Source organism: Pseudomonas asplenii, assembly GCF_001293465.1.
Lineage (GTDB): Bacteria > Pseudomonadota > Gammaproteobacteria > Pseudomonadales > Pseudomonadaceae > Aquipseudomonas > Aquipseudomonas fuscovaginae_B.
Genome location: NZ_JSYZ01000003.1, coordinates 219,901 through 244,367, shown reverse-complemented (window position 1 = coordinate 244,367; position 24,467 = coordinate 219,901). Strand labels below are relative to the sequence as shown.

Below are 24,467 nucleotides of genomic sequence, written 5' to 3'. Positions count from 1 at the left end.
TATCGGAAACGCCTGAAAGCAACCGCTTTTGGACGTTTTTTTTACAACGTATGGCGGGCATACTAGGCCGTCCCGTTTCCAGGTGCTACCCGCCCCATGCTTCGCGCCCTTATCGCCCTAGCCCTGATCTGCCTGTTCCAACCGGCCTTCGCCGACGAGCGCGCGCAAACCCAACAGCAGTTGGAGGCCACGCGCCAGGACATTGCCGAGCTGAAGAAGCTGCTGGGCAAGCTGCAGGAAGAAAAGTCCGGCGTGCAGAAAGACCTGCGCGGCACCGAAACCGAGATGGGCAAGCTGGAAAAGCAGGTCGAAGCCCTGCAGAAAGAGCTGAAGAAGAGCGAGAGCGAACTGCAGCGGCTCGACGGGGAGAAAAAAAAACTCCAGAGCGCGCGCACTGAACAGCAACACCTGATCGCCATCCAGGCCCGCGCCGCCTACCAGAGCGGCCGCCAGGAATACATCAAGCTGCTGCTCAACCAGCAGAATCCGGAAAAATTCGCCCGCACCCTCACCTACTACGACTACCTGAGCCAGGCGCGCCTGGAGCAGTTGAAGAACTTCAACGAAACCCTGCGCCAGCTGGCCAATGTCGAAAAGGACATCAACCTGCAGCAGGCACAACTGCTGGTGCAGAAAGGCAACCTCGACAGCCAGCGTGAAGAACTGGAGAAAGTCCGCCAGGAACGCCAGGCCGCCCTGGCCAAGCTCAACCAGGATGTGAAGGACCGCGACCAGAAGCTCGCCGCCCGCGAACAGGACCAGGCCGACCTGTCGAAAGTCCTCAAGACCATCGAGGAAACCCTGGCACGCCAGGCCCGTGAGGCGGAGGAAGCGCGCCAGAAAGCGCTGCTCGCCCAGCAGGAAGCGGAAAAAAAGCGCCAGCGTGAGGCCCAGGCCCTGGCCGATCGTGATGACGACAGCCCGCGAAAGCCGCCGCGCTCGACGCCCGGCCCACTGGTTTCCAGCGCCGGAGAATCCTTCGGCGGCCCTTTTGCTGCAGCCCGCGGCAAACTTCCATGGCCAGTTGATGGTCGATTGTTGGCACGCTTCGGAGAAACCCGCGGTGATGACGCCCGTAGCAAGTGGGACGGCGTGATGATCGGTGCCGCCGCCGGCAGCCAGGTGCATGCCGTGCATGGGGGGCGCGTGGTGTTCGCCGACTGGCTGCGCGGTGCCGGTTTGCTGGTGATCCTGGATCATGGCAACGGCTACCTGAGTTTGTATGGCCACAACCAGACCCTGCTTAAATCGGCGGGGGATGTGGTAAAAGCCGGTGAGTCGATCTCTACTGTAGGCAACAGTGGCGGTCAGGAGGCACCGGCGTTGTATTTCGCTATACGTCAGCAGGGTCACCCGAGTGATCCGGCCCAATGGTGTCGCGCGCAAGGATAGGCGCCGTACCTTATTTAGGAGTTCGTTCGACATGCTGCATTTGTCCCGCCTCACCTCGCTGGCCCTGACGATCGCCCTCGTGATCGGCGCGCCCCACGCGTTCGCTGCGCAACCTGCCCAGCCCGCTCCGGCGGCCGCTCCTGTCGTCACCGCCAAGGCCCCGCTGCCGCTCGACGAGCTGCGCACCTTCGCCGAGGTCATGGACCGGATCAAGGCCGCCTATGTCGAGCCGGTGGACGACAAGACCCTGCTGGAAAACGCCATCAAGGGCATGCTCAGCAACCTTGACCCGCACTCCGCCTACCTGGGCCCGGAAGACTTCGCCCAGTTGCAGGAAGACACCAGCGGCGAATTCGGCGGCCTGGGTATCGAGGTCGGCATGGAGGACAACTTCGTCAAGGTGGTCTCGCCGATCGACGATACCCCGGCGTCCAAGGCCGGTATCGAGGCCGGTGACCTGATCGTCAAGATCAACGGCCAGCCGACCCGCGGCCAGACCATGACCGAAGCCGTCGACAAGATGCGCGGCAAGGTCGGCCAGAAGATCACCCTGACCCTGGTGCGCAACGGCGGCACGCCGTTCGACGTGACCCTGACCCGGGCCATCATCCGCACCAAGAGCGTGCGCAGCCAGATGCTGGAGAACGGCTACGGCTACATCCGCATCACCCAGTTCCAGGTCAAGACCGGTGAAGAGGTGTCCAAGGCCCTGGCCACGCTGCGCAAGGAGAACGGCAACAAGAAGCTCAACGGTATCGTCCTCGACCTGCGCAACAACCCCGGCGGCGTCCTGCAGGCCGCAGTGGAAGTGGTCGACCACTTCATCACCAAGGGCCTGATCGTCTACACCAAGGGCCGCATCGCCAACTCCGAGCTGCGCTTCTCGGCCACCGGCCACGACGAGAGCGACGCCTCGCCGATGGTGGTGCTGATCAACGGCGGCAGCGCCTCGGCTTCGGAAATCGTCGCCGGCGCGCTGCAGGACCAGAAGCGTGCGGTGCTGATGGGGACCACCAGCTTCGGCAAGGGCTCGGTACAGACCGTGCTGCCGCTGAGCAACGACCGCGCGCTGAAACTCACCACCGCGCTGTACTTCACCCCGAACGGCCGCTCGATCCAGGCCCAGGGCATCATCCCGGACATCGAGGTCCGCCAGGCCAAGGTCACCGGTGCCCAGGACGACGAAACCTTCAAGGAAGCCGACCTGCAGGGTCACCTGGGCAACGGCAACGGCGGTGCCGACCGGCCGAGCGTCAAGTCGGCCAAGGGCAAGGCCCGCCTGCAGGACGACGACTACCAGCTGAGCCAGGCGCTGAGCCTGCTCAAGGGCCTGAGCGTCACGCGCGGCAACTGAGATGCGGCGCTGGACCCTGCTGGCGCTGTTCGGCTGCCTGATCGGCGTTGCCCAGGCAACGCCGACCGAAACGCCTGCCCCGGCGAAAGCCTACCTGACCGTGATCATCGATGACCTGGGGCAGAACCTGCCCCGGGATCGTCGCGTGCTGGCCCTGCCCGGCCCGATCACCCCGTCGATCATGCCCGACACGCCCCACGCCGCCGAGCTGGCCCGTGAGGCGCACCAGGCCGGCAAGGTCGTCATGCTGCACATGCCGATGGACCCGGCCACCGGACCATTCGCCTGGCATCCCGAGCTGCCTCTGGAAGAACTGCAGAAACGCCTGGCAGCGGCGTTCCTGGCCGTGCCCTACACCAGCGGCATCAACAACCACGAGGGCAGCCGCATGACTGCCGAACCGGTCGCCATGGCCTGGCTGATGGGCGAGCTGCAGCGGCGCAACAAATTCTTCGTCGACAGCCGCACCAGCGCCAGGACGGTTGCCGCCTCCGAAGCGCAGAAGATCGGCCTGGCGAGCGTGTCGCGGGATGTGTTCCTGGATAACGAACGCACCGAGCCGGCGATCACCGCGCAGTTGCAGACCGCGATCAGGCTGGCGCACAAGCAGGGTAGCGCGGTGGTGATCGGCCATCCGTATCCGCAGACGCTGGCGGTGCTGGAGCGTGAATTGCCCAGGCTCAAGGAGCAGGGCGTGGAGTGGATCGACATCCGCTCGATGATTGCCCTGCGGGGCAACCAGGCCACTTCGGGGCATGGCAGGAATGGGGTCTACCGCTAGTTATCCGGCGACCTCTCGCGGACAAACCCTATACAATGTGGTCGCCGCAGGACTGTAGGAGCCGGGCTTGCCCGCGAAGCTTTTAGTGGCCGCACTGGCCTCTTCGCAGGCAAGCCTTGCTCCTACAGTGCGTGTCATTGTCCACACTACCTCTGTATCCGCGAAGAACGATAACGCGCTCTACAGGTAGCGGGCCATGATCTCGTCGACCTTGCCTTCCTTGCGCAACTGATCCAGCGCCGCCTGCAGCCTGGCGACCACTTCGTCCGGCACCTCCCTGTTCAGCGCCAGGTAGAGCTCGGCGCTGTTGAAACGCAACACGGTCTTGAGCCCCGTCACCCCTTCCTGACGCGCCAGGAAGCGTCCTGCCGGGTCGCCGGTGGCCCAGAGGTCGATCTGCCCGTCCACCAGTTTCCGGGCATTGTCCTGGTCGCGCAGTACCAGTACCGGCTCCAGCCCCTGGCGCGCCAGGGTTTGCGCAATGGCATCGCCCTTGTAGGCACCGACCTTGTACTTGCGCGCCTGCGCCAGCGCCGTCAGCGCCAGCTTGCTGTCGGCGCGGGCAAGCATCACCCAGTCATCCGGGCCGATCGGCCCGACCCATTTGAACAGGGTCTCGCGCTCCGGCAGGCGTGCCATCACGAACACCCCGTAGCCGGGCTGCTCCAGGGCGAGCTTGTAGATCCGTTCCCAGGGAAAGCGCAGGGTCAGGCTGTAGCGGATATCGGCGCGCCTGAAGGTCTCGCGGACGATATCCACGGCAATGCCTTCGATATTCTCGTCCTGGGCGAAGTTCTTGCCGTTCTTCGCCATGTTGTACGGCGGGAAGTTCTCGGTCAGCAGGACCAGCGAAGTATCGGTGCTTTCCTGCGCGAAGGCGGGCCCTGTCAGCAGCAGCGAGGTGCCGGCGACGGCCAGTAGAAGACGTTTGAGCATGCTGTACTACCGAAGTCCATGGCGTGCCCAAGAGTGGCCCGGGCCCGCCATGCTGTCCAGTGATCCCTGTATTCAGCGGACCACGATACCGCGTTGCGCCATATAGGCCTTGGCTTCGGGCACGGTGTATTCGCCGAAGTGGAAGATGCTCGCAGCCAGCACGGCGCTGGCATGGCCTTCAAGGATACCGTCGGCCAGGTGCTGGAGATTGCCGACGCCGCCGGAGGCGATCACCGGAATGCCCAGGGCATCGCTGATGGCACGGGTCACGCCGAGGTCGAAGCCGCTTTTCATGCCGTCCTGGTCCATGCTGGTGAGCAGGATCTCACCGGCCCCCAGGCCTTCCATCTTCTTCGCCCACTCCACCGCATCCAGCCCGGTCGGCTTGCGCCCGCCGTGGGTGAAGATCTCCCAGCGCGGGGTTTCGCCCGGCTGCGAAACCTTCTTGGCGTCGATGGCGACGACGATGCACTGCGAGCCGAAGCGATCGGCCGCCTCGCCGACGAACTCGGGGTTGAACACCGCCGCGGTGTTGATCGACACCTTGTCGGCACCGGCGTTGAGCAGGTTGCGGATGTCCTGCACGGTACGCACGCCACCGCCCACGGTCAGCGGGATGAACACCTGGCTGGCCATGCGCTCGACGGTATGCAGCGTGGTATCACGGCCATCGACGCTGGCGGTGATATCGAGGAAGGTGATCTCGTCCGCGCCCTGCTCGTCGTAGCGACGGGCGATTTCCACCGGGTCACCGGCATCGCGGATGTTCTCGAACTTGACGCCCTTGACCACGCGACCGTTGTCGACGTCCAGGCAAGGGATGATGCGTTTGGCCAGCGCCATGGTCAGTCCTCAGCCAGTGTAGGAATCGCAGAAGGCTTGCGCCTCGGCGACATCCAGGGTGCCTTCGTAGATCGCCCGGCCGGTGATCGCACCGATGATGCCCGGAGCCTTGGCGTCCAGCAGGGTCTTGATGTCGCCCAGGTTGTGGATACCGCCGGAGGCGATCACCGGTATGCGGGTGGCGGCGGCCAGGGCGGCGGTGAAGGGCACGTTGCAGCCCTGCATCATGCCGTCCTTGGCGATGTCGGTGTAGACGATCGCGGACACGCCGTCAGCCTCGAAACGCCTGGCCAGGTCGATCACCTGCACCGAGCTGACTTCCGCCCAGCCATCGGTGGCAACGAAGCCGTCCTTGGCATCCAGGCCGACGATCACCTTGCCGGGGAACGCACGGCAGGCCTCGGCGACGAACTCGGGCTGCTTGACCGCCTTGGTGCCGATGATCACGTAGCTCACACCGGCCTTCACGTAGTGCTCGATGGTCTCCAGCGAGCGGATGCCACCGCCGATCTGGATCGGCAGGTGCGGGTAGCGCCTGGCGATGGCGGTAACCACCTCGCCATTGACCGGCTGGCCTTCGAAGGCGCCGTTCAGGTCGACCAGATGCAGACGACGGCAGCCGCCCTCCACCCACTTGGCAGCCATGCTCACCGGGTCATCGGAGAACACCGTGGAATCTTCCATGCGGCCCTGGCGCAGACGGACGCAGGCACCGTCCTTGAGATCGATAGCGGGGATAATCAGCATCTGGCAAACCTTAAAGTCGTTTTTTCAGCTTCACTCGGAAATCAGTTTTTCTCGAGCGCCCACAGGTCGCTTTCGATGCTCTCGAACCTTTCCTTAAGGTGCGTCTGCACATCGAAAATCGCCCTGTTGTAATAGTGCGGAGCAATTTCGCGGGTAAACAGTTCGAGGACTTCAGCCGCCTCGAACGAACCCAGGTCCAGCTCGAAGCGATCCTCCATGAACCGCTTGATCTTGCGGCAAGCCTCGCTTTCCTGTTCGGGAGTCAGCGTCAACAACGGCGGCTTGCCCTTCTTCGCGGCCATTACCAACGGCCGTCCCAGGCAGCGAAGTTCTGCAGCAACTGCAGGCCATGGGTGTGGCTCTTCTCCGGGTGGAACTGCACGGCGAAACGCGAGCCATCGGCCAGCGCCGCGGCGAAATCGACACCGTAGTGACCGTTGCCCACCACCTGCCGCGGATTGCCGGCGGCGATGTAGTAGCTGTGCACGAAATAGAACCGTGCCAGGTCCGGAATGTTGTGCCACAGGGGGTGATCCACCGCCTGCTTCACTTCGTTCCAGCCCATGTGCGGGACCTTCAGGTGCGCGCCGTCTTCCTGCAGGTCCTTGCCGAAGAACTTCACCTGGCCGGGGAACAGGCCGATGCAGTCGACGCCCTCGTTCTCCTCGCTGCGATCGAGCAAGGCCTGCATGCCTACGCAGATGCCGAGGAACGGCCGGTCCTGGCTGACTTCATGCACCAGCGAGTCGAAGCCCAGGCGACGAATCTCCGCCATGCAGTCGCGAATTGCGCCGACGCCGGGGAAAACCACCCGGTCCGCCTCGCGAATCACCGCCGCGTCGCTGGTGATCAGCACCTTGCCGGCACCGACGTGCTCGAGGGCCTTGCCCACCGAGTGCAGGTTGCCCATGCCGTAATCGATAACCGCCACTGTCTGCATCAGAGCACGCCCTTGGTGGAGGGCATCTGCCCGGCCATGCGGTCATCCAGCTCGACGGCCATGCGCAGGGCGCGGCCGAAGGCCTTGAAGACGGTTTCGATCTGGTGATGGGTGTTGTGCCCGCGCAGGTTGTCGATGTGCAGGGTGACGTTGGCGTGGTTGACGAAGCCCTGGAAGAACTCCTGGAACAGGTCGACGTCGAAACCGCCCACGGTGGCGCGGGTGAACGGCACGTGCATCTGCAGGCCGGGACGGCCGGAGAAATCGATGACCACGCGCGACAGCGCTTCGTCCAGCGGCACATAGGCATGGCCGTAGCGGCGGATGCCCTTCTTGTCGCCGATGGCCTTGGTGAAGGCCTGGCCGAGGGTGATACCGACGTCTTCCACGGTGTGGTGGTCGTCGATATGCAGGTCGCCCTTGCTTTCGATATCCAGGTCGATCAGCCCGTGACGGGCGATCTGGTCGAGCATGTGTTCAAGAAAAGGCACACCGATATCAAATCGAGCCTTTCCGGTGCCATCCAGGTTGATCGAGGCTTTGATCTGGGTTTCCAGGGTGTCGCGCTCGACGGACGCCTTACGTTCGGCCATCACCAGCTCCGCAAAATCATTGGGCGAAAAAGGCGATCATTATAGGCGTGCGGACGGCAAACAGAAACATGGAAGGTGAGTTCCCTGACGGGCTGAAACCAGCACCGTCAGGGCTATACCTGTCAGGACAACCGCTTAGTGGAACAGTACGGCAGTCTTTTGCAGGGTGATCCAGACACCCCAGGCCAGCGGAATGCCCACCACCAGCCAGGCGGCAATCGCCAGGGGCTTGCTGCCCGGTGCGGCTTTCCACTCCAGCACGGTGCTGCCATCGGCGCCCTTGTCATGACCCAGCGCCTGTTCGGCGGCCAGTTCGGCGTCGGTCATGAAGTACTTGTCGGCCACCGGACGCACCAGCAGGTTGCAGATGAAACCCAGCACCAGCAGGCCGGCGAGAATGTACAGGGTGATGTCGTAGGCGGCAGCCCGCGGTACACCGATGCTCAACTGGTACTCGCGCAGGTAGTTCACCAGCACCGGACCGAGCACGCCGGCCGCGGCCCAGGCGGTCAGCAGGCGACCGTGGATCGCACCGACCATCTGCGTGCCGAACAGGTCCGCCAGGTAGGCCGGCACCGTGGCGAAACCGCCGCCGTACATCGACAGGACCACGCAGAATGCCGCCACGAACAGCGCGACGCTGCCCAGGTGACCGAGGCTCGGTACCGAGGCGTAGAGCGCGAAGCCCAGAGCGAAGAACACGAAGTAGGTCGCCTTGCGGCCGATGTAGTCGGAGAACGAGGCCCAGAAGAACCGGCCACCGATGTTGAACAGGCTCAGCAGGCCGGTGAAGCCGGCGGCGATCGCGGCAATCTGCGCCAGTTGCGTGGCGTCCAGCTGGCTGAAGCTCAGGTCGTTACCCAGCAGCTTGCCGGCGAACACTTCCTGCAGCAGCGGCGAAGCCATGCCAAGGATGCCGATGCCGGCGGAAACGTTCAGGCACAGTACCAGCCACACCAGGCGGAACTGCGGGGTTTTCCAGGCCACGTTCACATGCACGTGGCGGTTGGTGATCATCGCGTTGCTGGTCTTCTTCGCCGGCGCGGTCCAGCCCTCGGGCTTCCAGCCGGTTGGCGGCACGCGGTAGGCCAGAGCACCGCCGATCATGAAGACGAAGTAGATCGCCGCCATCGCGACGAAGCTCTGCCACACGCCGACACTGGTCGGCGAAGCGAAGTGGCCCATCAGCGCGGTCGCCAGCGGCGCACCGACCATCGCACCACCACCGAAGCCCATGATCGCCATGCCGGTAGCCATGCCACGCTTGTCCGGGAACCACTTGATCAGGGTCGAGACCGGCGAGATGTAGCCCAGGCCCAGGCCGATACCGCCGATCACGCCCGAACCGAGCCACATCAGCCAGATCTGATGGGTATGGATGCCCAGCGCGGAAATCAGCAGGCCGCCGCACCAGCACAGCGCCGAAACCACACCGGCCTTGCGCGGCCCGGCGTGCTCCAGCCAGCCACCCCAGATCGCCGCCGAGCAGCCGAGGAAGATGAAGAACAGGGTGTAGATCCAGCCGAGCATCGAGATCGGCCAGTCGCATTGCGACGAGAACACCTGCTCGAAAAAGCCGATATCCGCCCCACAGGTGACCGGGGCGGTGATGCCCAGGGCCTTGGACAGTGGCAGCCAGAACACCGAGAAGCCATAGGCCATGCCGATGCACAGGTGAATGGCCAGGGCGGCCGGTGGAACCAGCCAGCGGTTGAAACCGGGCTTGGCGATGATGCGTTCCTTGGACAGGAACGCCGGCTCGGCGGCAAGGCTGCCCGCCGTAATGCTAGTGCTCATTGGTGTTTTCCCCCATTGGAATTGTGGTCCGCCGGACACACCTCATTCCCAACCTTCGTGCACGCAGGCGTGGTCGTTTTATTGAAATGAAGCTCCGAAACGCGACAATAGGCCGCAGAAAGACAGGCGAACTGCGAGAGATTACCACTTGCGCGTTACAGATAAAGCAAACTGATATCGTCTTTTGCAATCAAACTGCACCGCAGTGCCACTTCCGCTCCGCGGGAAATGATTTTGCTCTCCCCTTGCGCGAGCGGGCGGGCTGGCGATGACGCCCACAGATGCTCCGGGCGAGTCACAATCGTCAACAACCTAGCGCCAACCGAGCATGCTCGTAGCGTTATACTCGCCAGCTGACTTCAAATTCGACTCAACACAAGGATTCGCCCATGAAAGCGTTCGGCAAAATCCTGGGTCTGGTACTTCTCGGACTGTTGCTGATCATCGTGGCGCTGGGCTTCGCGCTCACCCACTGGTTCGATCCCAACGACTACAAGAACGAGATTCGCCAGATAGCCCGCGACAAGGCCCACATCGAGCTGACCCTCAATGGTGACATCGGCTGGAGCCTGTTCCCGTGGCTGGGCCTGGAACTGCATGACGCCAGCGTGGCGACCCTGAACAACCCGAGCAAACCGTTCGCCGATCTGCAGATGCTCGGCCTGTCGGTGCGTGTCCTGCCACTGCTGCGCCGCGAAGTGCAGATGAGCGACGTGCGCGTCGAGGGCCTGAACCTGATGCTCAACCGCGACAAGGACGGCCACGGCAACTGGGAAGATATCGGTCGGCCGTTGCCGAGCGCGACAGCGGCCGGCACGGCGGAACAGGCCACCGGCACGTCACAGGGTGGCGGCAGTGCCGAGGCCGAAAAGCCCTCGCAGCCGATCCGCATGGACATCGACAGCCTGACGGTGAACAACGCCCGGGTCGAATTCAACGATGAGAAGACCGGTCGCCAGATCACCTCGGAAAGCATCCAGCTGAGCACCGGACCGGTTCATGAAGGCAAGGAAATCGCGGTCAAGCTGACGGCGTTCTTCGGCACCAACCAGCCGGTACTGCGGGCCCGGACCGAACTGGGCGGCAACCTGCGCTTCGACCGCGCCCTCAAGCGCTACCAGTTCGAAGACATGCGCCTGAGCGGCGAAGCCTCGGGCGATCCGCTGCAGGGCAAGAGCCTGACCTTCTCGATGCAGGGGCAGTTGCTGGTGGACATGGCCGCCAATATCGCCGAGTGGACCAGCCTCAAGCTGTCGGCCAACCAGTTGCGCGCCATCGGCGAACTCAAGGCCCGTGACCTCGACAAGACCCCGCAGGTCAGTGGCGGCCTGTCGATTGCCCAGTTCGACCTGATGAAGTTCCTCGACAGCATCGGCCAGCCACTGCCACCGGTGGCCGATGGCAGCCTGAGCAAGGTCGAGCTGGTGACCCGCCTGAGCGGCACGCCGAGCAGCCTGGAACTGAACAACATCAACCTGAAACTCGACGACAGCACCTTCAGCGGCCGCGTTGCCGTCGAAGACTTCGCCAAGCAGGCCCTGCGCGTACAGCTCAAGGGCGACAAGTTCGACGCCGACCGCTACCTGCCGGCGAAGTCGGCCGATGCCGACAGCGCCTCGAAGGCGCGCCAGGCCGAAGTCCAGAGCAGCGAAGCGAATGCCGTCGGCGGCACCACGCCGCTGCCCGACTCACCAACCAAGGGTGCCTGGAGCAACGACCGGCTGCTGCCGATCGAGCGCCTGCGCAGCCTCGACCTGGACGCCGACCTGAGCTTCGACCAACTGACCCTGAAGAAGCTGCCGATCGACAACGCCGCCCTCAAGGCCACCGGGCAGGGTGGCCTGCTGACCCTCGCCAGCCTGCGCGGCGAGCTCTACAACGGCAGTTTCGACAGCAAGGGCAGTCTCGATGCCCGCAATGACACACCGCGACTGAACCTGCAGACCCGGCTGAACCGGGTGCCGGTCGAACGCGTGTTGCAGGCCCAGGGACAGAAGCCGCCGATCAAGGGCGCGATCACCCTCGACAGCAACCTGAGCGGTACCGGCAACAGCGAAAAGGCGCTGGTCGACAGCCTCAACGGCACCGCCAGTTTCGTCCTCAACAACGGCGTGCTGCTCAACGCCAACCTGGAACAGCAGCTCTGCACCGGTATCGCCCTGCTCAACCGCAAGACCCTGAGCAGCGAACCGCGCGGCAAGGACACTCCATTCCAGGAACTCAAGGGCAGCCTGAGTATCCGCAATGGCGTCGCCAGCAACCCCGACCTGAAAGTCCGCATCCCCGGCCTGACCGTCAACGGCAACGGCGACATCGACCTGCGGGTGCTGGGCATGGACCACCGCATCGGCGTCATCGTCGAGGGCGACAAGAGCGACATGCCGGACCCGGCCTGCCAGGTCGGCGAGAATTTCGCCGACATCGAGTGGCCGTTGCGCTGCCGCGGTCCGCTGGAGCTGGGCGCCAAGGCCTGCCGCATCGACAAGGACGGCCTCGGCCAGGTGGCCGCACGTGCGGCCGGTAACAAGCTGAGCGAAAAGATCGACGAGAAACTCGGCGACAAGGTCAGCCCGGAACTGAAGAACGCGATCAAGGGGCTGTTCAAACGATGAGAGCCGAGCAGTTTTCCACGGCGGTGCTGGACTGGTACGACCGCCACGGCCGTCATGACCTGCCCTGGCAGCAGGACATCAACCCTTACCGGGTATGGGTGTCGGAAATCATGTTGCAGCAGACCCAGGTCAGCACCGTGCTGAACTACTTCGACCGGTTCATGGCTTCATTGCCGACCGTCGAAGCCCTGGCGGCCGCGCCGGAAGATGAAGTGCTGCACCTGTGGACCGGCCTGGGCTACTACACCCGGGCGCGCAACCTGCAGAAGACCGCGAAGATCGTCGTCGCCGAACATGGCGGCGAATTCCCGCGGGATGTCGAGAAGCTCACCGAGCTGCCAGGCATCGGCCGCTCCACCGCCGGGGCCATCGCCAGTATCAGCATGGGCATCCGCGCACCGATCCTCGACGGCAACGTCAAGCGCGTGCTGGCCCGCTACACCGCCCAGGAGGGCTACCCGGGCGAGCCCAAGGTGGCGAAACAGCTGTGGGCCAACGCCGAGCTGTTCACGCCGCAGACCCGGGTCAACCACTACACCCAGGCGATGATGGACCTCGGTGCGACGCTGTGTACCCGCAGCAGGCCCAGTTGCCTGCTCTGCCCCCTGGAGAGCGGTTGCGAAGCCCACAAGTACGGCCTGGAGACCCGCTACCCGATCCCCAAGCCGCGCAAGAGCGTGCCACAGAAGCGCACGCTGATGCCGCTGCTGGCCAACCGCGAAGGCGCCATCCTGCTTTACCGCAGGCCGTCCAGCGGCCTCTGGGGCGGCTTGTGGAGCCTGCCGGAGCTGGACGATCTGGACGACCTGCCGCACCTGGCCCTGCAGCACTCGCTGGAGCTGGGGCCGCAGCAGGCACTGCCGGGCCTGACCCACACCTTCAGCCACTTCCAGCTGGATATCGAGCCCTGGCTGGTGCGGGTCGAGGAGTCCGCCCATCACGTGGCCGAGGCCGACTGGCTCTGGTATAACCTCGCCACCCCGCCGCGCCTGGGCCTTGCTGCCCCGGTGAAGAAGCTGCTCAAGCGCGCAGCCGACGTTTTGAATGCAGGAGAGTCGTCATGACCCGCACCGTAATGTGCCGCAAGTACCACGAAGAACTGCCAGGCCTGGATCGCCCACCGTATCCGGGTGCCAAGGGCCAGGACATTTTCGACCACGTCTCCCAGAAGGCCTGGAGCGACTGGCTGAAACACCAGACCCTGCTGATCAACGAGAAGCGCCTGAACATGATGAATGCGGACGACCGCAAATACATCCAGGGCGAGATGGACAAGTTCTTTTCCGGCGAGGATTACGCCAAGGCCGAAGGCTACGTTCCACCGGCTGAATGATCCCGTGTTTTCGAGGCTTGAGTCGTAAGCGACGGTAATAATTAAAAATTTTTTGAAATCTTGCTTGACGCATCCTCGAAAAACGCTTTTAATGCGCCCCGTTGCCCAGATAGCTCAGTCGGTAGAGCAGGGGATTGAAAATCCCCGTGTCGGCGGTTCGATTCCGTCTCTGGGCACCACTTATTACTTCAGGTGGTGTCAAAGCCAGCTGAAACAAAAAACCCGCCCAGTGCGGGTTTTTTATTGCCTGGAATTTGCTAGCGTCGGCTTCTGACATCAGCGTCGACGAAACCTGCCGAGGTTTCGCGACCAACGCCAGGAAAACGCCTGAGGACAGCTTCCGGCTGCTCCGCAACGCTGTGCGCTTCCGACAGCATCACCACGCCCTTCATCGCGACTCTTCTACAAAGCTTTCCCAACGTGTGACGCATTGCGCCACGAATTGAGCTGGACCCGCTACCGTCCGAACGACGGACCGACGGTCCGTATCATCCTGTGTTCGAAGAAAGACGAGTCGCTGGTCCGTTATTCGGCCCTCAACGGACATGAGCAACTATTCGCCAGCAAGTACAAGCTGGTACTGCCAACGGAGGAAGAGCTGCGCACGGGGCTGGATCGTGAGCGAGCGGTGGCGACTCAAAAGCTGCTGCGCCAGAAACGCCAGCAACCTTGCCCCCTCGACAAAATGCACTTTGGCATTCCCCCGGTTCACTGGGATAATTCGCGCTTGTTCCCTTTTTCAAAGCACCGCAGCCCATGGCATCCCAGAACAAGCAACACAAACGCGCACAACGGGCGAAAGCCAAGGCCAAGCAGAACCGTGTCCGTCGCGCCAGCGAGCCGGCCGAGTCGCTGCCGGTGGACGACGATCGGATCGATCTCGAATCGGTCGACCTGACCGACCTGTTCAAGAGAATGCGCGACGCCGAAGCCACCAGCCAGCAGGCCATGTGCCGCGTCTTCCTGGAAGACCCGCTGCTGGAATTGGTGGTTGAACAGGAGGGTGACGAGGGTGCGACGGACTTCATCCTGTCGGCGCTGCTCGAGTACCGTCAGTGGTCCACAGAATGCACCGAAGAGGCCGCATTGGCCTGGATCGAGAGCCCGGCCTTCCAGGCCGACTATGTGGCAGCCTCGCAGGCCCTGCACTAGACCACAGAGTAGGAGAGGCGCCCTTCAGGGCTCCTGGGACATCGCCAGCAGGTCGGCCTGCTGGCGACAGAGCCCCTGGCAAGGGGCCCAGGCAAGCCAGTGCGCTTAGTTCAGCACCACACGCCCGGCCTTCTCCAGCCGACGCCGACGCGACACCAACAGCCCCGCCGCCACCACCAGGATGCTCAGCAGACCGGTAGCCAGCACTTCCACGCGATGGGCGTCCTGGAACAGCATCACCGTCAACACCGCAACGATGAACGCGATCACTGCCCAGGTCAGGCCCGGGAACAGCCACATCTTGAAGTCGATCGTCTCGCCCTTGGCGACCCGCTGACGACGCATGCGCAGTTGCGACACGGCGATCACCAGGTACACCAGCAGCGCGATCGCGCCCGAACTGGCCAGCAGGAACTCGAACACCGCCGCCGGCGCAACGTAGTTGGCGAACACCGCGAGGAACGCCGCACCGGTCGACAGCATCACCGCCCAGTAGGGCGTGCCGCTGGCATTGGTGCGCTTGGACATCGCCGGTGCATCACCGCGCTTGCCCAGGGAGAACAGCATCCGCGAAGCGGTGTACAGGGCCGAGTTCAGGCAACTGGTCACGGCAACCAGCACCACCAGGTCGACGATCAGCTTGGCGTTCGGGATACCCATGCGATCCAGCACGGTCTGGTAGGAACCGACAGCCGCCAGGCTCGGGTCATTCCACGGCACCAGCGACACCACGATGAAGATCGACACCAGGTAGAACAGGCCGATCCGCCAGATCACCGAATTGGTGGCCTTGGAGATCTGCTTGCCCGGATCCTTCGATTCGGCAGCGGCAATGGTCACGATCTCGGTACCCATGAACGAGAACATGGTGGTCAGCATGGCTGCCAGCACCGCCCCCAGGCCGTTCGGCAGGAAACCCACGGTGTCGACCAGATGCGACACGCCGCTGACCTGGCTGGTCGGCAGCAGGCCGAAGATCGCCAGCACGCCCAGCGCGATGAAGCCGATGATTGCCACCACCTTGACCAGAGCGAACCAGAACTCGAACTCACCGTAGTTCTTCACGCTGAACAGGTTGGTCGCGGTCAGCAACAGGGTGATGACCAGGGTAAAGGCCCAGATCGCCACATTGGGGAACCAGGCATGCAGGATCGTCGCGGCGGCGTTGGCCTCCAGCGGAATCACCAGCACCCAGAACCACCAGTACAGCCAGCCGATGGTGAAGCCGGCCCAGTGCCCGATGGCGCGGTCGGCGTAGGTCGAGAAGGAACCGGTATCGGGAGAGGCCACGGCCATCTCGGCCAGCATCCGCATCACCAGTACCACCAGCGCACCCGCTGCGGCATAGGCCATCAGCACGGCCGGCCCCGCTTCGGCAATCGCATGCCCGGAACCGACGAACAGCCCGGCGCCGATCACCCCGGCGATCGACAACATCGTCACATGCCGGGGTTTGAGCCCTTGCTCCAGATTGTTGGAATTATGCGTACCGCTCATTGGGAGATTACCTGTGCAATGAAGAGCTATTCATTCCACCCCGCGTTACCGACCACCTTGTAAAAGGAACTCAACGGGGCGTGTTTTATTTTTTACGCAAATTTTGCGCCAAAATATTACAAGCCCCCGGCTTCCGGGGCCCGGGCAGCCGACCGAAGGGCAATCGCAAGTCCTTGAGATTAATGGCTATTAGCCAGAACGTTACCGAGCCACCCAGATTCAGACCCGCCGGTCGCACCGGAAACAGGCAAAATTTGTCAACGCGCCCCATTTGAGGGCGAAGCAATGTCCGTTGAGCCGGTTTACCCTTCCAACCCTCGGCCAAAGCTGGCAACATCGCGCCCTTTTTGACGCGACGGTCAAGGTAAAGACGGATCAAACGGGTGTTCGGTTGTTGATGGGGCGACAGTCTGCTGTGCCGATGCGACAACCTGCCACGGCACCGACCTACCCCGTTCGAACCCTATGCTAGCTTGGCGCTCGCCAGGAAGGCAGCCAACAGCAGGAGCGCAATGAACAATGAGGAACGCACATGGCTGAGGCCACGCCCGCGCTTGAAATCCGCAACTTGCACAAACGCTATGGTGAGCTGGAGGTACTCAAGGGTATCTCGCTGACCGCCCGTGACGGTGATGTGATCTCGATCCTCGGCTCCTCAGGGTCCGGCAAGTCCACGTTCCTGCGCTGCATCAACCTGCTGGAAAACCCGCACCAGGGGCAGATCCTGGTCAACGGCGAAGAACTCAAGCTCAAGGCCGCGAAGAACGGTGAGCTGGTGGCCGCCGACGGCAGGCAGATCAACCGCCTGCGCAGCGAAATCGGTTTCGTGTTCCAGAACTTCAACCTCTGGCCGCACATGACCATCCTCGACAACATCATCGAGGCCCCGCGCCGGGTGCTCGGCCAGAGCAAGGCCGAGGCCATCGAGATCGCCGAAGCGCTGCTGGCCAAGGTCGGCATCGCCGACAAGCGCCACGCCTACCCCGCCCAACTTTCCGGCGGCCAGCAACAGCGAGCGGCCATCGCCCGTACACTGGCCATGCAACCCAAGGTCATCCTGTTCGACGAGCCGACCTCGGCCCTCGACCCCGAGATGGTCCAGGAAGTGCTCAACGTGATTCGCGCCCTGGCCGAAGAAGGCCGTACCATGCTGCTGGTCACCCATGAGATGGGCTTCGCCCGCCAGGTATCCAGTGAAGTGGTGTTCCTCCACCAGGGCCTGGTGGAAGAACAGGGCACGCCGCAGCAGGTCTTCGAGAACCCGCAGTCGGCGCGCTGCAAACAATTCATGTCCAGCAACCGCTAACGGAGCAACACGCATGCAGACCTGCAAAAAAATCCTCCTGGCCGCTGCCGTCTCCATGGCCTTCAGTGCCAGCGCCCTGGCCGAGACCCTGAAAATGGGCATCGAGGCCGCCTACCCACCGTTCAACAACAAGGACGCCAGTGGCCAGGTCGTAGGCTTCGACAAGGATATCGGTGACGCCCTGTGCGCCAGGATGAAAGTCGAGTGCACCGTCGTCACCTCCGACTGGGACGGCATCATCCCGGCCCTGCAGACCAAAAAGTTCGACTTCCTGATCTCCTCCATGTCGATCACCGACGAGCGCAAGCAGGCGGTCAACTTCACCGACCCGTACTACTCCAACAAGCTGCAGTTCATCGCAGCCAAGAAAGACACCGACTTCAAGACCGACAAGGCCTCGCTCAAGGGCAAGATCATCGGCGCGCAGCGTTCGACCCTGGCCGGCAGCTGGCTGGAAGACCACCTGGGCAGCGATGTCACCATCAAGCTCTACGATACCCAGGAAAACGCCTACCTCGACCTGCAGGCCGGTCGCCTGGACGCCATCCTGGCGGACAAGTACGTCAACTACGAGTGGCTGAAGAGCGACGCCGGCAAGGCCTACGAATTCAAGGGCGACCCGGTGGAAGAAAGCGACAAGATCGGCATCGCCGTGCGCAAGAAGGACGACGCCCTGCGTGAGCGCCTGAACGCCGCACTGAAGGAAATCATCGCCGACGGTACCTACAAGAAGATCAACGACAAGTACTTCCCGTTCAGCATCCTCTGACCCGCCCCGATGGCCGGCACCCCGAAGGGCCATAGAGCCCGACGGGTGCCGCTCGTCCCCAAGCAAAGCCTGCCTTGCCCATGAATATTGATCTCTACGGATTCGGCCCGGCGCTTGCCGCCGGCGCGCTGATGACCGTCAAGCTCGCGCTCTGTGCCCTGTGCCTGGGGCTGGTGCTCGGGCTGCTCGGCGCATTGGCCAAGACTTCCCCGTACAAGCCGCTGCGTTGGCTGGGGGGCACCTATTCGACCCTGGTCCGTGGCGTGCCGGAACTGCTCTGGGTGCTGCTGATCTACTACGGCACCGTCAACCTGATGAGCGCCCTGGGCGACTGCTTCGGCAACCCCGACCTGGCCCTGAGCCCATTCGCCGCCGGGGTGATTGCCCTGGGGCTGTGCTTTGGCGCCTATGCCACGGAGGTGTTCCGCGGGGCGATCCTGGCGATTCCCAAGGGCCATCGTGAGGCCGGCGTCGCGCTGGGCATGTCACGGCCACGGATCTTCACCCGGCTGATTCTGCCGCAGATGTGGCGCATCGCCCTGCCGGGGCTGGGCAACCTGTTCATGATCCTGATGAAGGACACCGCACTGGTGTCGGTCATCAGCCTGGAAGAAATCATGCGCCAGGCGCAGAACGCCGTGCAGTTCACCAAGCTGCCCTTCACCTTCTATCTGGTGGCGGCCTTCATGTACCTGGGCCTGACCATCCTCTCGATGATCGGCATGCACTGGCTGGAAAAACGTGCCGCTCGCGGTTTTGTGAGGACCACATAATGGAATGGGAAGTCATCCTCAAATGGCTGCCGAAGTTCTTCCAGGGCGCGGCACTGACCCTGGAACTGCTGGGCATCGCCGTGGTGCTGGGGCTGGTCCTCGCCGTGCCGCTGGGCATCGCCCGGGCCTCGAAGCTCTGGTACGTGCGCTCGCTGCCCTACGGCTACATCTTCTTCTTCCGCGGCACACCGCTGCTGGTGCAACTGTTCCTGGTGTACTACGGCCTGGCGCAGTTCGACGTGGTACGCGACAGTTTCATGTGGCCCTACCTGCGCGACCCGTTCTGGTGCGCGGCGGCAACCATGACCCTGCACACCACCGCCTACATCGCCGAGATCCTGCGTGGCGCGATCCAGGCCATCCCGCCGGGCGAGATCGAAGCGGCGCGGGCGCTGGGCATGTCGCGGCCCAAGGCACTGTTCTACATCATCCTGCCACGAGCGGCGCGCATCGGCCTGCCGGCCTACAGCAACGAAGTGATCCTGATGCTCAAGGCCAGCTCGCTGGCGAGCACCGTGACCCTGCTGGAACTGACCGGCATGACCCGGACCATCATCGCGCGCAACTACCTGACGGTGGACATGTTCTTCACCGCCGGGGTGTTCTACCTGGTGATCTCGTTCCTGCTGGTGCAGGCGTTCAAGCTGCTGGAGCGCTGGATGCGGGTCGACGCCTGCCAGGGGCGCTGATGCGATTGGAGAGCAGGGGACTTGAAATCCCCTGCATCAAAGAAAATTTCTGGCGATTCCGGGAGCCGGCTCTCTTGTGATCAGTGCGACACTGTGGGGGGCCGGATTCATCCGCGAAAAGGCCAACCCCGACACCCCGGACTCTCCAGCATGCCCCCCATCCTCCAAGGCCCCGCCCTGCAAACCCGCTTCCAGGCCCTGGACACCTTCCTGTCGGCCCACCAGCAGCTCTGGCGCCCACGGCCCTTCACTCACCTGCAACTGCCCTGGGAGGCCGCACACCCGGAACTTGCCAGTTGGCTACGCCAGCGCAGCCTCGAAGACGCCGAAAGCAGCCACAACCACCCGGAACGACTCGGCGCTCCGGCCCCCTTCCCGGAGCTGGCCGCCGAAGCCGCAGCGCTGGGCACGGTCGGCAACCTCCCCGACAAACCGCTGCCAGCCGCCCGCCCACGCCTGAACGTCGACGTCCCCGGCCGTAAGTGGCAGCAGATCGAAGCCTTCGCCGCCTGCCTCGATTTCGCCCGCACACCTGGCCATTGGCTCGACTGGTGCTCAGGCAAGGGCCACCTCGGCCGTCGATTGCTGCAGCCCGGCCAGCAACTGACCTGCCTGGAGTACGACCCGGCCCTGGTCGCCAGCGGCGCCCAACTGAGCCAGCATCACCACCTGCCCGCCAGCCATGTCCAGCAGGACGTCATGGCCGCCGAAGCCGGCTTGCGCCTGAACGCCGAACACACACCGGTCGCCCTGCACGCCTGCGGCGACCTGCATGTGCGCCTGATGCAACTGGCCAGCCACGCCGGCTGTGGACAACTGGCAATCGCTCCGTGCTGCTACAACCGCATCGGCACCGCGAACTACCAGCCCCTGTCCACCGCCGCCCAGGCGTCCAGCCTGCAACTGTCCCTGGATGACCTCGCCCTGCCCCTGAGCGAGACCGTGACCGCAGGCGCCCGGGTACGCCGCCAGCGCGACTGCTCCATGGCTCGTCGCCTGGCCTTCGACCTGCTGCAACGCCGATTGCGCCAGAGCGATGACTACCTGCCCACCCCGTCGCTGCCCAGCGCCTGGCTGGACAAGCCCTTCGCCGACTACTGCCGCGACCTGGCCGCGCTCAAGGAGTTATCCACAGTCGGCGAGCAGGATTGGGAGCAACTGGAGGCAGCAGGTTGGCAACGGCTGGCCGAGGTACGCAACCTGGAACTGCTGCGCGGCCTGTTCCGCCGCCCGCTGGAACTCTGGCTGGTGCTCGACCGCGCGTTGTACCTGGAAGCACAGGGCTACCGCGTACGCCTCGGCCAGTTCTGCGAAAGCCCGTTGACGCCACGCAACCTGATGCTCCTGGCCGAACGCGACGAACTGTCACATTGCCAGGCACAGCCTGTGGATAACTCTGTTGATGCTTTTGCCCGATAACCCCTGAAGACAACACCTGCAACGCCGACAGGCGGCTGGTCATTTTTTGTTCACAGAATAAATCGACGAGAAAACAGTCAGTTGCAACATGCTGAGAACGCGTTCACAAATCCTTGCGTTCGTTGCGCCGCTGACCCACCACTTGTGCATAAGCCCCCAAGCCAACGGCAATAACTCCCCCTTCCGCAGAGCGCGCGATCCCTGGGGTAGCCGGCTCGCTGGCGATCCAACGAAGGCGGCCATTCAACTCAACAAACCACCGCCGTCAGCCCCTCAAGAAAGCATTTCCTGGCCTCAACCATCTCCCGTCGCACCGCCTCATCTCCCCGCACCGAACCCTGCAGATAGATGAAGTTCACCTGCCGAATGCCCACGCAATCCAACTGTGCCGTCAGACAAGGTGTCAGAAAATCCGGCTGATTGGCCCTTTCCCCCTGAATGAAACCACCGGAGCTGACCAGCACGAAGGTCGGCCGATCCCTGAGCAGGCCCACCTTCAACCCCGCTTCATTGCGGCCAAAACTGCGCTGAATCCGCACCACATGATCGACCCACACTTTCAGCGCCGCAGGCTGCGTGAAGTTGTGCAGCGGCGTACACAGCACCAGCAGATCGCTGCTCTCCAACTCGACGATCTGCCGCTCGGACACCTCGACGGCCGGGGCCTGCCCGTCCAGCGCAGTCACGGCCGTCGCATAGTCGCGGGTCACCGCAGGCAAAGGCTCGCGCCCCAACTGCCGTTCGATCACCTCAGTGACACCGGGCCAGTCCCGCAACACGTCGGCGGCCAACTGGTAGCCGCGAGCGGCCGTGCCATGGGGGCTGAAGTTCAACAACAACGCACGGCTCATACCGCCTGCTCCAGGTCCTGAAAGAAGTGCATGCCCTTGGCCAGCATCCCCTGGCGGAAATAGAAACGTTGCGCCAATGGCATATGCAGACCGGTATCGAGCACCAGATACCGACAACCCAGGGAGCGGGTATGCCGCCGCACCGCTTCCAGCAAGGCAGCCCCCAGCTCACGCCGCTGCTGTGAGGCGGTCACCACCAGGTCGTCGACATAAACGAAGCGCCCGTAGAGAAAATTCTCCGTCACCCGAAAGCCGGCCAGGCCGATCACCTGCCCCTGCTCGCGTAGCGCCAGCAGGCGATAACCCTGTTCACCCTGGCGAAACACCTGCTCGACGAAGGACTGTTCGTCATCCAGTTGGGGGCGCAACTCACGCATCACCGCAAAACATTCGCGACAGCGGGCTTCGCTTTCGATCAGTTGATACTCCAGATCACCGTTCACGGGCCGCCTCCTCATGCTCACGGACACCGGGCGGCACCAGCCGGAAACCCACACCCACGCGGTTGAGCGCATTCATCAGGCCGATCGCAAGCGTCAGGTCAGCCAGCTCCTTTTCACCGAACACTGCCGCAACGGCCTGATACTCCGCATCGGGTATCGCGGTCTGGTGCACCAGGGTCACCGTCTCGGCCCAGGCCAGGGCAGCACGCTCACGCGCATCGAACAGCGACTCGGCCTCGCGCCACACCGGCACCAGTTGCACCTTGTCGGCACTGACGCCCAGCTTGAGCAGATCGCGCGAATGCTGGTTGATGCAGTAGGCACAGCCGTTGATCTGCGAGACCCGCAGGTACACCAGATCGATCAGTTGCGCGGCCAGCCCGCAACCCTGTACATAACTCTTCACACCACCCAGCGCCTTGTAGCCCTGGGGTGCGGCGGCGAAATAATCGAGACGTTGCGTCATGGTCGGTTTCCTTGTGGGCTCATCGAAGATCGGGCCCCCAGTCTGCTGAGCACCGCCCGGTGCCGACAGGGCCAAGATCGAACAAGCCACTTGGGACATGTTCCACTGCCGCAATGGGTTTAGACTGAACCGTTGTGCCTGACCACGGAAAACCCCATGCCCCCAGCCAGCCCCGCCGCCGAACCGGGCCTGCCGAAATACCTGATGGTCTATCGACGCATTCGCGGCGCCATCGGCGACGGCCAGTTGCGCCCCGGCGACCGGGTGCCGTCGGTGCGCGCCCTGGCCGCCGAACTCAACCTGGCCCGGGGTACCGTTGAGGCGGCTTATGCGCTGCTGGTCAGCGAAGGCTACCTGACGGCCCGCGGCCAGGCCGGCACCATCATCGCCCAGGACCTGCCGGCGGCTCCGGCCCAGCCCCCCTCCGGCACCACCAAGACCGAGCAGGACCACCCGCGGCCCCTGCAACTGGGCATGCCGGCGCTGGACGCCTTCCCGCGCAAACTCTGGGCCCGGCTGATCACCCAACGCGCCCGCCAGACCGACATCGCCAGCCTCGGCTTCAGCGACCCACGCGGCCATGCGCCCCTGCGTGCGGCCATCGCCCAATACCTGGGGTTGTACCGGGGCGTGCACTGTACGCCGGACCAGGTGTTCATCTGCCCTGGCTACAACGCCGTGCTCGAACTGATCTGCGAGAGCCTGGAAATGAGCGGCCAGGACTGCTGGTTCGAAGACCCCGGCTACCTGCATGCCCGGCAGCTCCTGCTCAATCGCGGCGTAAGGCTGGTTCCGGTAGCAGTCGATGGCGATGGCCTGCAAGTGCAGCAGGGCATCCAGCAGGCGCCGACGGCACGGCTGGCGGTCGTCACCCCGGCGCACCAGAGCCCGCTGGGCGTGGCCCTGAGCCCGGCGCGCCGTCAGGCGCTGCTCGACTGGGCAGGGCAACAGTCGAGCTGGGTACTGGAGGACGATTACGACAGCGAATTCCGCTACCGCGGCCGCCCCCTGCCCGCCCTGAAGAGCCAGGACCGGCACGACCGCGTGCTGTACGCCGGCACCTTCAGCAAGATGCTGTTCCCCGGCCTGCGCCTGGCCTACCTGGTGGTGCCACGGGCGCAGATCGAACGCTTCGAGCAGCGTGCCCGGCTGCTGCGCAACCGCTGCCCGGAGCTGCTGCAGGCAACGGTCAGCGACTTTCTCGGCCAGGGCCACTTCACCCGTCACCTGAAGAAGATGCGCCAGCTGTACAGCGCGCGCCGGACGCTGCTGGTCAAGGCGTTGGAAGAAGTGTGCGGTGGCCTTCTCAAGGTCGACCCGCAGGCCGGCGGGATCAACCTGCTGGTACGCCTGCTGATCGATGTTCAGGACACCCACGTCGCCCAGCGTGCGAAGGCGAATGGATTGGCGATCGAGCCCCTGTCGCGCTGGCAACTGACAGCCGGACAGGAGGGCGGTTTGCTGATGGGTTTTACCAACGTGGCCTCGACCGAACAGGCCAACGAGGTAGCCGGAAGGTTGCTGGCGGTGCTCCGGGAAACGCGCCAGGACGGCTGATACCCGGCGCTCGACCGCCATCCGGCCCGCAAAAATAGTCAAATATCAGGGGTTTACAGAACCCCGCCAATCGCTATAATCGTCGCCCTGACATGCCGGTATAGCTCAGATGGTAGAGCAACTGACTTGTAATCAGTAGGTCCCGGGTTCGATTCCTGGTGCCGGCACCATTCAAGGTTCCATAGAAAGCTTTCAAAATCTCTGGAACCCCCGAAAA

Annotated in this window: 24 protein-coding genes, 2 tRNA genes and 1 pseudogene; 16 read left to right on the top strand and 11 right to left on the bottom strand. The window is 63.6% G+C overall.

Features of this window, described 5'->3' with window-relative positions; translation table 11 throughout:
• The first annotated feature begins 96 nt into the window (after nucleotides 1-96).
• Genes PF66_RS05060 through PF66_RS05050 form a run of 3 tightly spaced genes read left to right on the top strand, consistent with a single transcriptional unit; the run spans nucleotide 97 to nucleotide 3,527 of the window.
• Nucleotides 97-1,392: a murein hydrolase activator EnvC family protein gene (locus tag PF66_RS05060; protein WP_054058005.1), complete on the top strand. Its 1,296-nt coding sequence runs from the start codon at nucleotides 97-99 to the stop codon at nucleotides 1,390-1,392.
• Between the two features lie 31 nt (nucleotides 1,393-1,423).
• Entirely contained in the window at nucleotides 1,424-2,746 is a 1,323-nt protein-coding gene (locus PF66_RS05055) for a S41 family peptidase (RefSeq protein WP_054058006.1), read from the top strand.
• 1 nt (nucleotide 2,747) lies between these two features.
• A complete protein-coding gene (locus tag PF66_RS05050) occupies nucleotides 2,748-3,527 on the top strand; it encodes a divergent polysaccharide deacetylase family protein (protein ID WP_054058007.1) in 780 nt (259 codons plus the stop codon).
• 180 nt (nucleotides 3,528-3,707) lie between these two features.
• Here PF66_RS05050 and PF66_RS05045 read toward each other — a convergent pair whose 3' ends face one another.
• The 7 genes from PF66_RS05045 to PF66_RS05015 form a co-directional block, all read right to left on the bottom strand.
• Nucleotides 3,708-4,463, bottom strand: a complete 756-nt coding sequence (locus tag PF66_RS05045) for a substrate-binding periplasmic protein (protein WP_054058008.1) — start codon at nucleotides 4,461-4,463, stop codon at nucleotides 3,708-3,710.
• Between the two features lie 72 nt (nucleotides 4,464-4,535).
• Entirely contained in the window at nucleotides 4,536-5,306 is a 771-nt protein-coding gene (gene hisF, locus PF66_RS05040) for an imidazole glycerol phosphate synthase subunit HisF (RefSeq protein WP_054058009.1), read from the bottom strand.
• A gap of 9 nt (nucleotides 5,307-5,315) precedes the next feature.
• A complete protein-coding gene (gene hisA / locus PF66_RS05035; protein WP_054058010.1) occupies nucleotides 5,316-6,053 on the bottom strand; it encodes a 1-(5-phosphoribosyl)-5-[(5-phosphoribosylamino)methylideneamino]imidazole-4-carboxamide isomerase in 738 nt (245 codons plus the stop codon).
• A gap of 41 nt (nucleotides 6,054-6,094) precedes the next feature.
• On the bottom strand, nucleotides 6,095-6,355 hold the full coding sequence (locus PF66_RS05030; protein WP_054058011.1) for a DUF2164 domain-containing protein: 261 nt from the start codon (nucleotides 6,353-6,355) through the stop codon (nucleotides 6,095-6,097).
• Nucleotides 6,355-6,993 (bottom strand): imidazole glycerol phosphate synthase subunit HisH, encoded by a 639-nt coding sequence (hisH, locus tag PF66_RS05025; RefSeq protein WP_054058012.1) that lies wholly within the window; start codon nucleotides 6,991-6,993, stop codon nucleotides 6,355-6,357. The genes PF66_RS05030 and hisH overlap by 1 nt, the downstream gene beginning before the upstream one ends.
• Nucleotides 6,993-7,586 carry an imidazoleglycerol-phosphate dehydratase HisB gene (gene hisB, locus PF66_RS05020; protein ID WP_017903926.1) on the bottom strand — a complete coding sequence of 198 codons (594 nt, stop codon included), beginning with the start codon at nucleotides 7,584-7,586 and terminating at the stop codon, nucleotides 6,993-6,995. The genes hisH and hisB overlap by 1 nt, the downstream gene beginning before the upstream one ends.
• Nucleotides 7,587-7,721: 135 nt before the next feature.
• Complete coding sequence (locus PF66_RS05015; RefSeq protein ID WP_054058013.1) at nucleotides 7,722-9,383, bottom strand: OFA family MFS transporter; 1,662 nt, start codon at nucleotides 9,381-9,383, stop codon at nucleotides 7,722-7,724.
• 389 nt (nucleotides 9,384-9,772) lie between these two features.
• On the opposite strand from PF66_RS05015, the gene PF66_RS05010 reads away from it, so the two are divergent.
• The 6 genes and pseudogenes from PF66_RS05010 to PF66_RS04990 all read left to right on the top strand — a co-directional run bounded on the left by PF66_RS05010 (nucleotide 9,773) and on the right by PF66_RS04990 (nucleotide 14,480).
• Entirely contained in the window at nucleotides 9,773-11,995 is a 2,223-nt protein-coding gene (locus PF66_RS05010; protein ID WP_054062056.1) for an AsmA family protein, read from the top strand.
• Nucleotides 11,992-13,059: an A/G-specific adenine glycosylase gene (mutY, locus tag PF66_RS05005; protein WP_054058015.1), complete on the top strand. Its 1,068-nt coding sequence runs from the start codon at nucleotides 11,992-11,994 to the stop codon at nucleotides 13,057-13,059. Before PF66_RS05010 ends, mutY begins: the two co-directional genes overlap by 4 nt.
• Nucleotides 13,056-13,328: an oxidative damage protection protein gene (locus PF66_RS05000; RefSeq protein WP_054058016.1), complete on the top strand. Its 273-nt coding sequence runs from the start codon at nucleotides 13,056-13,058 to the stop codon at nucleotides 13,326-13,328. Before mutY ends, PF66_RS05000 begins: the two co-directional genes overlap by 4 nt.
• Before the next feature lie 103 nt (nucleotides 13,329-13,431).
• Nucleotides 13,432-13,507, top strand: a tRNA-Phe gene (locus PF66_RS04995).
• A 284-nt stretch (nucleotides 13,508-13,791) separates the two neighbouring features.
• A pseudogene (locus PF66_RS31810) lies at nucleotides 13,792-13,983 on the top strand (PDDEXK nuclease domain-containing protein); the annotation flags it as partial.
• A gap of 101 nt (nucleotides 13,984-14,084) precedes the next feature.
• Nucleotides 14,085-14,480: a hypothetical protein gene (locus PF66_RS04990; RefSeq protein ID WP_054058017.1), complete on the top strand. Its 396-nt coding sequence runs from the start codon at nucleotides 14,085-14,087 to the stop codon at nucleotides 14,478-14,480.
• A 105-nt stretch (nucleotides 14,481-14,585) separates the two neighbouring features.
• On the opposite strand, the gene gabP is transcribed toward PF66_RS04990, so the two are convergent.
• On the bottom strand, nucleotides 14,586-15,977 hold the full coding sequence (gene gabP / locus PF66_RS04985) for a GABA permease (RefSeq protein WP_054062055.1): 1,392 nt from the start codon (nucleotides 15,975-15,977) through the stop codon (nucleotides 14,586-14,588).
• Nucleotides 15,978-16,509: 532 nt separating this feature from the next.
• On the opposite strand from gabP, the gene PF66_RS04980 reads away from it, so the two are divergent.
• From PF66_RS04980 to PF66_RS04960, 5 genes are all read left to right on the top strand, one after another.
• Nucleotides 16,510-17,283, top strand: coding sequence for an ABC transporter ATP-binding protein (locus PF66_RS04980; protein ID WP_017901599.1), 774 nt, complete (start codon nucleotides 16,510-16,512; stop codon nucleotides 17,281-17,283).
• Nucleotides 17,284-17,296: 13 nt separating this feature from the next.
• A complete protein-coding gene (locus tag PF66_RS04975; RefSeq protein ID WP_054058019.1) occupies nucleotides 17,297-18,052 on the top strand; it encodes an ABC transporter substrate-binding protein in 756 nt (251 codons plus the stop codon).
• An 80-nt stretch (nucleotides 18,053-18,132) separates the two neighbouring features.
• Nucleotides 18,133-18,825: an ABC transporter permease gene (locus PF66_RS04970; RefSeq protein WP_054062054.1), complete on the top strand. Its 693-nt coding sequence runs from the start codon at nucleotides 18,133-18,135 to the stop codon at nucleotides 18,823-18,825.
• The gene (locus PF66_RS04965; protein WP_054058021.1) at nucleotides 18,825-19,514 is read left to right on the top strand and encodes an ABC transporter permease; all 690 of its coding nucleotides are present in this window, start codon (nucleotides 18,825-18,827) and stop codon (nucleotides 19,512-19,514) included. Before PF66_RS04970 ends, PF66_RS04965 begins: the two co-directional genes overlap by 1 nt.
• Before the next feature lie 150 nt (nucleotides 19,515-19,664).
• On the top strand, nucleotides 19,665-20,933 hold the full coding sequence (locus PF66_RS04960; RefSeq protein ID WP_054062053.1) for a methyltransferase: 1,269 nt from the start codon (nucleotides 19,665-19,667) through the stop codon (nucleotides 20,931-20,933).
• 248 nt (nucleotides 20,934-21,181) lie between these two features.
• On the opposite strand, the gene PF66_RS04955 is transcribed toward PF66_RS04960, so the two are convergent.
• The 3 genes from PF66_RS04955 to PF66_RS04945 are packed head-to-tail and all read right to left on the bottom strand — an operon-like array spanning nucleotide 21,182 to nucleotide 22,693.
• Nucleotides 21,182-21,784 (bottom strand): FMN-dependent NADH-azoreductase, encoded by a 603-nt coding sequence (locus PF66_RS04955; protein ID WP_054062052.1) that lies wholly within the window; start codon nucleotides 21,782-21,784, stop codon nucleotides 21,182-21,184.
• Nucleotides 21,781-22,227 (bottom strand): GNAT family N-acetyltransferase, encoded by a 447-nt coding sequence (locus PF66_RS04950; protein ID WP_054062051.1) that lies wholly within the window; start codon nucleotides 22,225-22,227, stop codon nucleotides 21,781-21,783. Before PF66_RS04950 ends, PF66_RS04955 begins: the two co-directional genes overlap by 4 nt.
• Complete coding sequence (locus tag PF66_RS04945; RefSeq protein ID WP_054058025.1) at nucleotides 22,217-22,693, bottom strand: carboxymuconolactone decarboxylase family protein; 477 nt, start codon at nucleotides 22,691-22,693, stop codon at nucleotides 22,217-22,219. Before PF66_RS04945 ends, PF66_RS04950 begins: the two co-directional genes overlap by 11 nt.
• A gap of 156 nt (nucleotides 22,694-22,849) precedes the next feature.
• Between PF66_RS04945 and PF66_RS04940 the strand changes: the two genes are divergently transcribed.
• Together PF66_RS04940 and PF66_RS04935 are read left to right on the top strand one after the other, a co-directional pair.
• Nucleotides 22,850-24,250: a PLP-dependent aminotransferase family protein gene (locus PF66_RS04940; RefSeq protein ID WP_054062050.1), complete on the top strand. Its 1,401-nt coding sequence runs from the start codon at nucleotides 22,850-22,852 to the stop codon at nucleotides 24,248-24,250.
• Nucleotides 24,251-24,344: 94 nt separating this feature from the next.
• Nucleotides 24,345-24,420: transfer RNA gene (locus tag PF66_RS04935), tRNA-Thr, on the top strand.
• The last annotated feature ends 47 nt before the right edge of the window (nucleotides 24,421-24,467 follow it).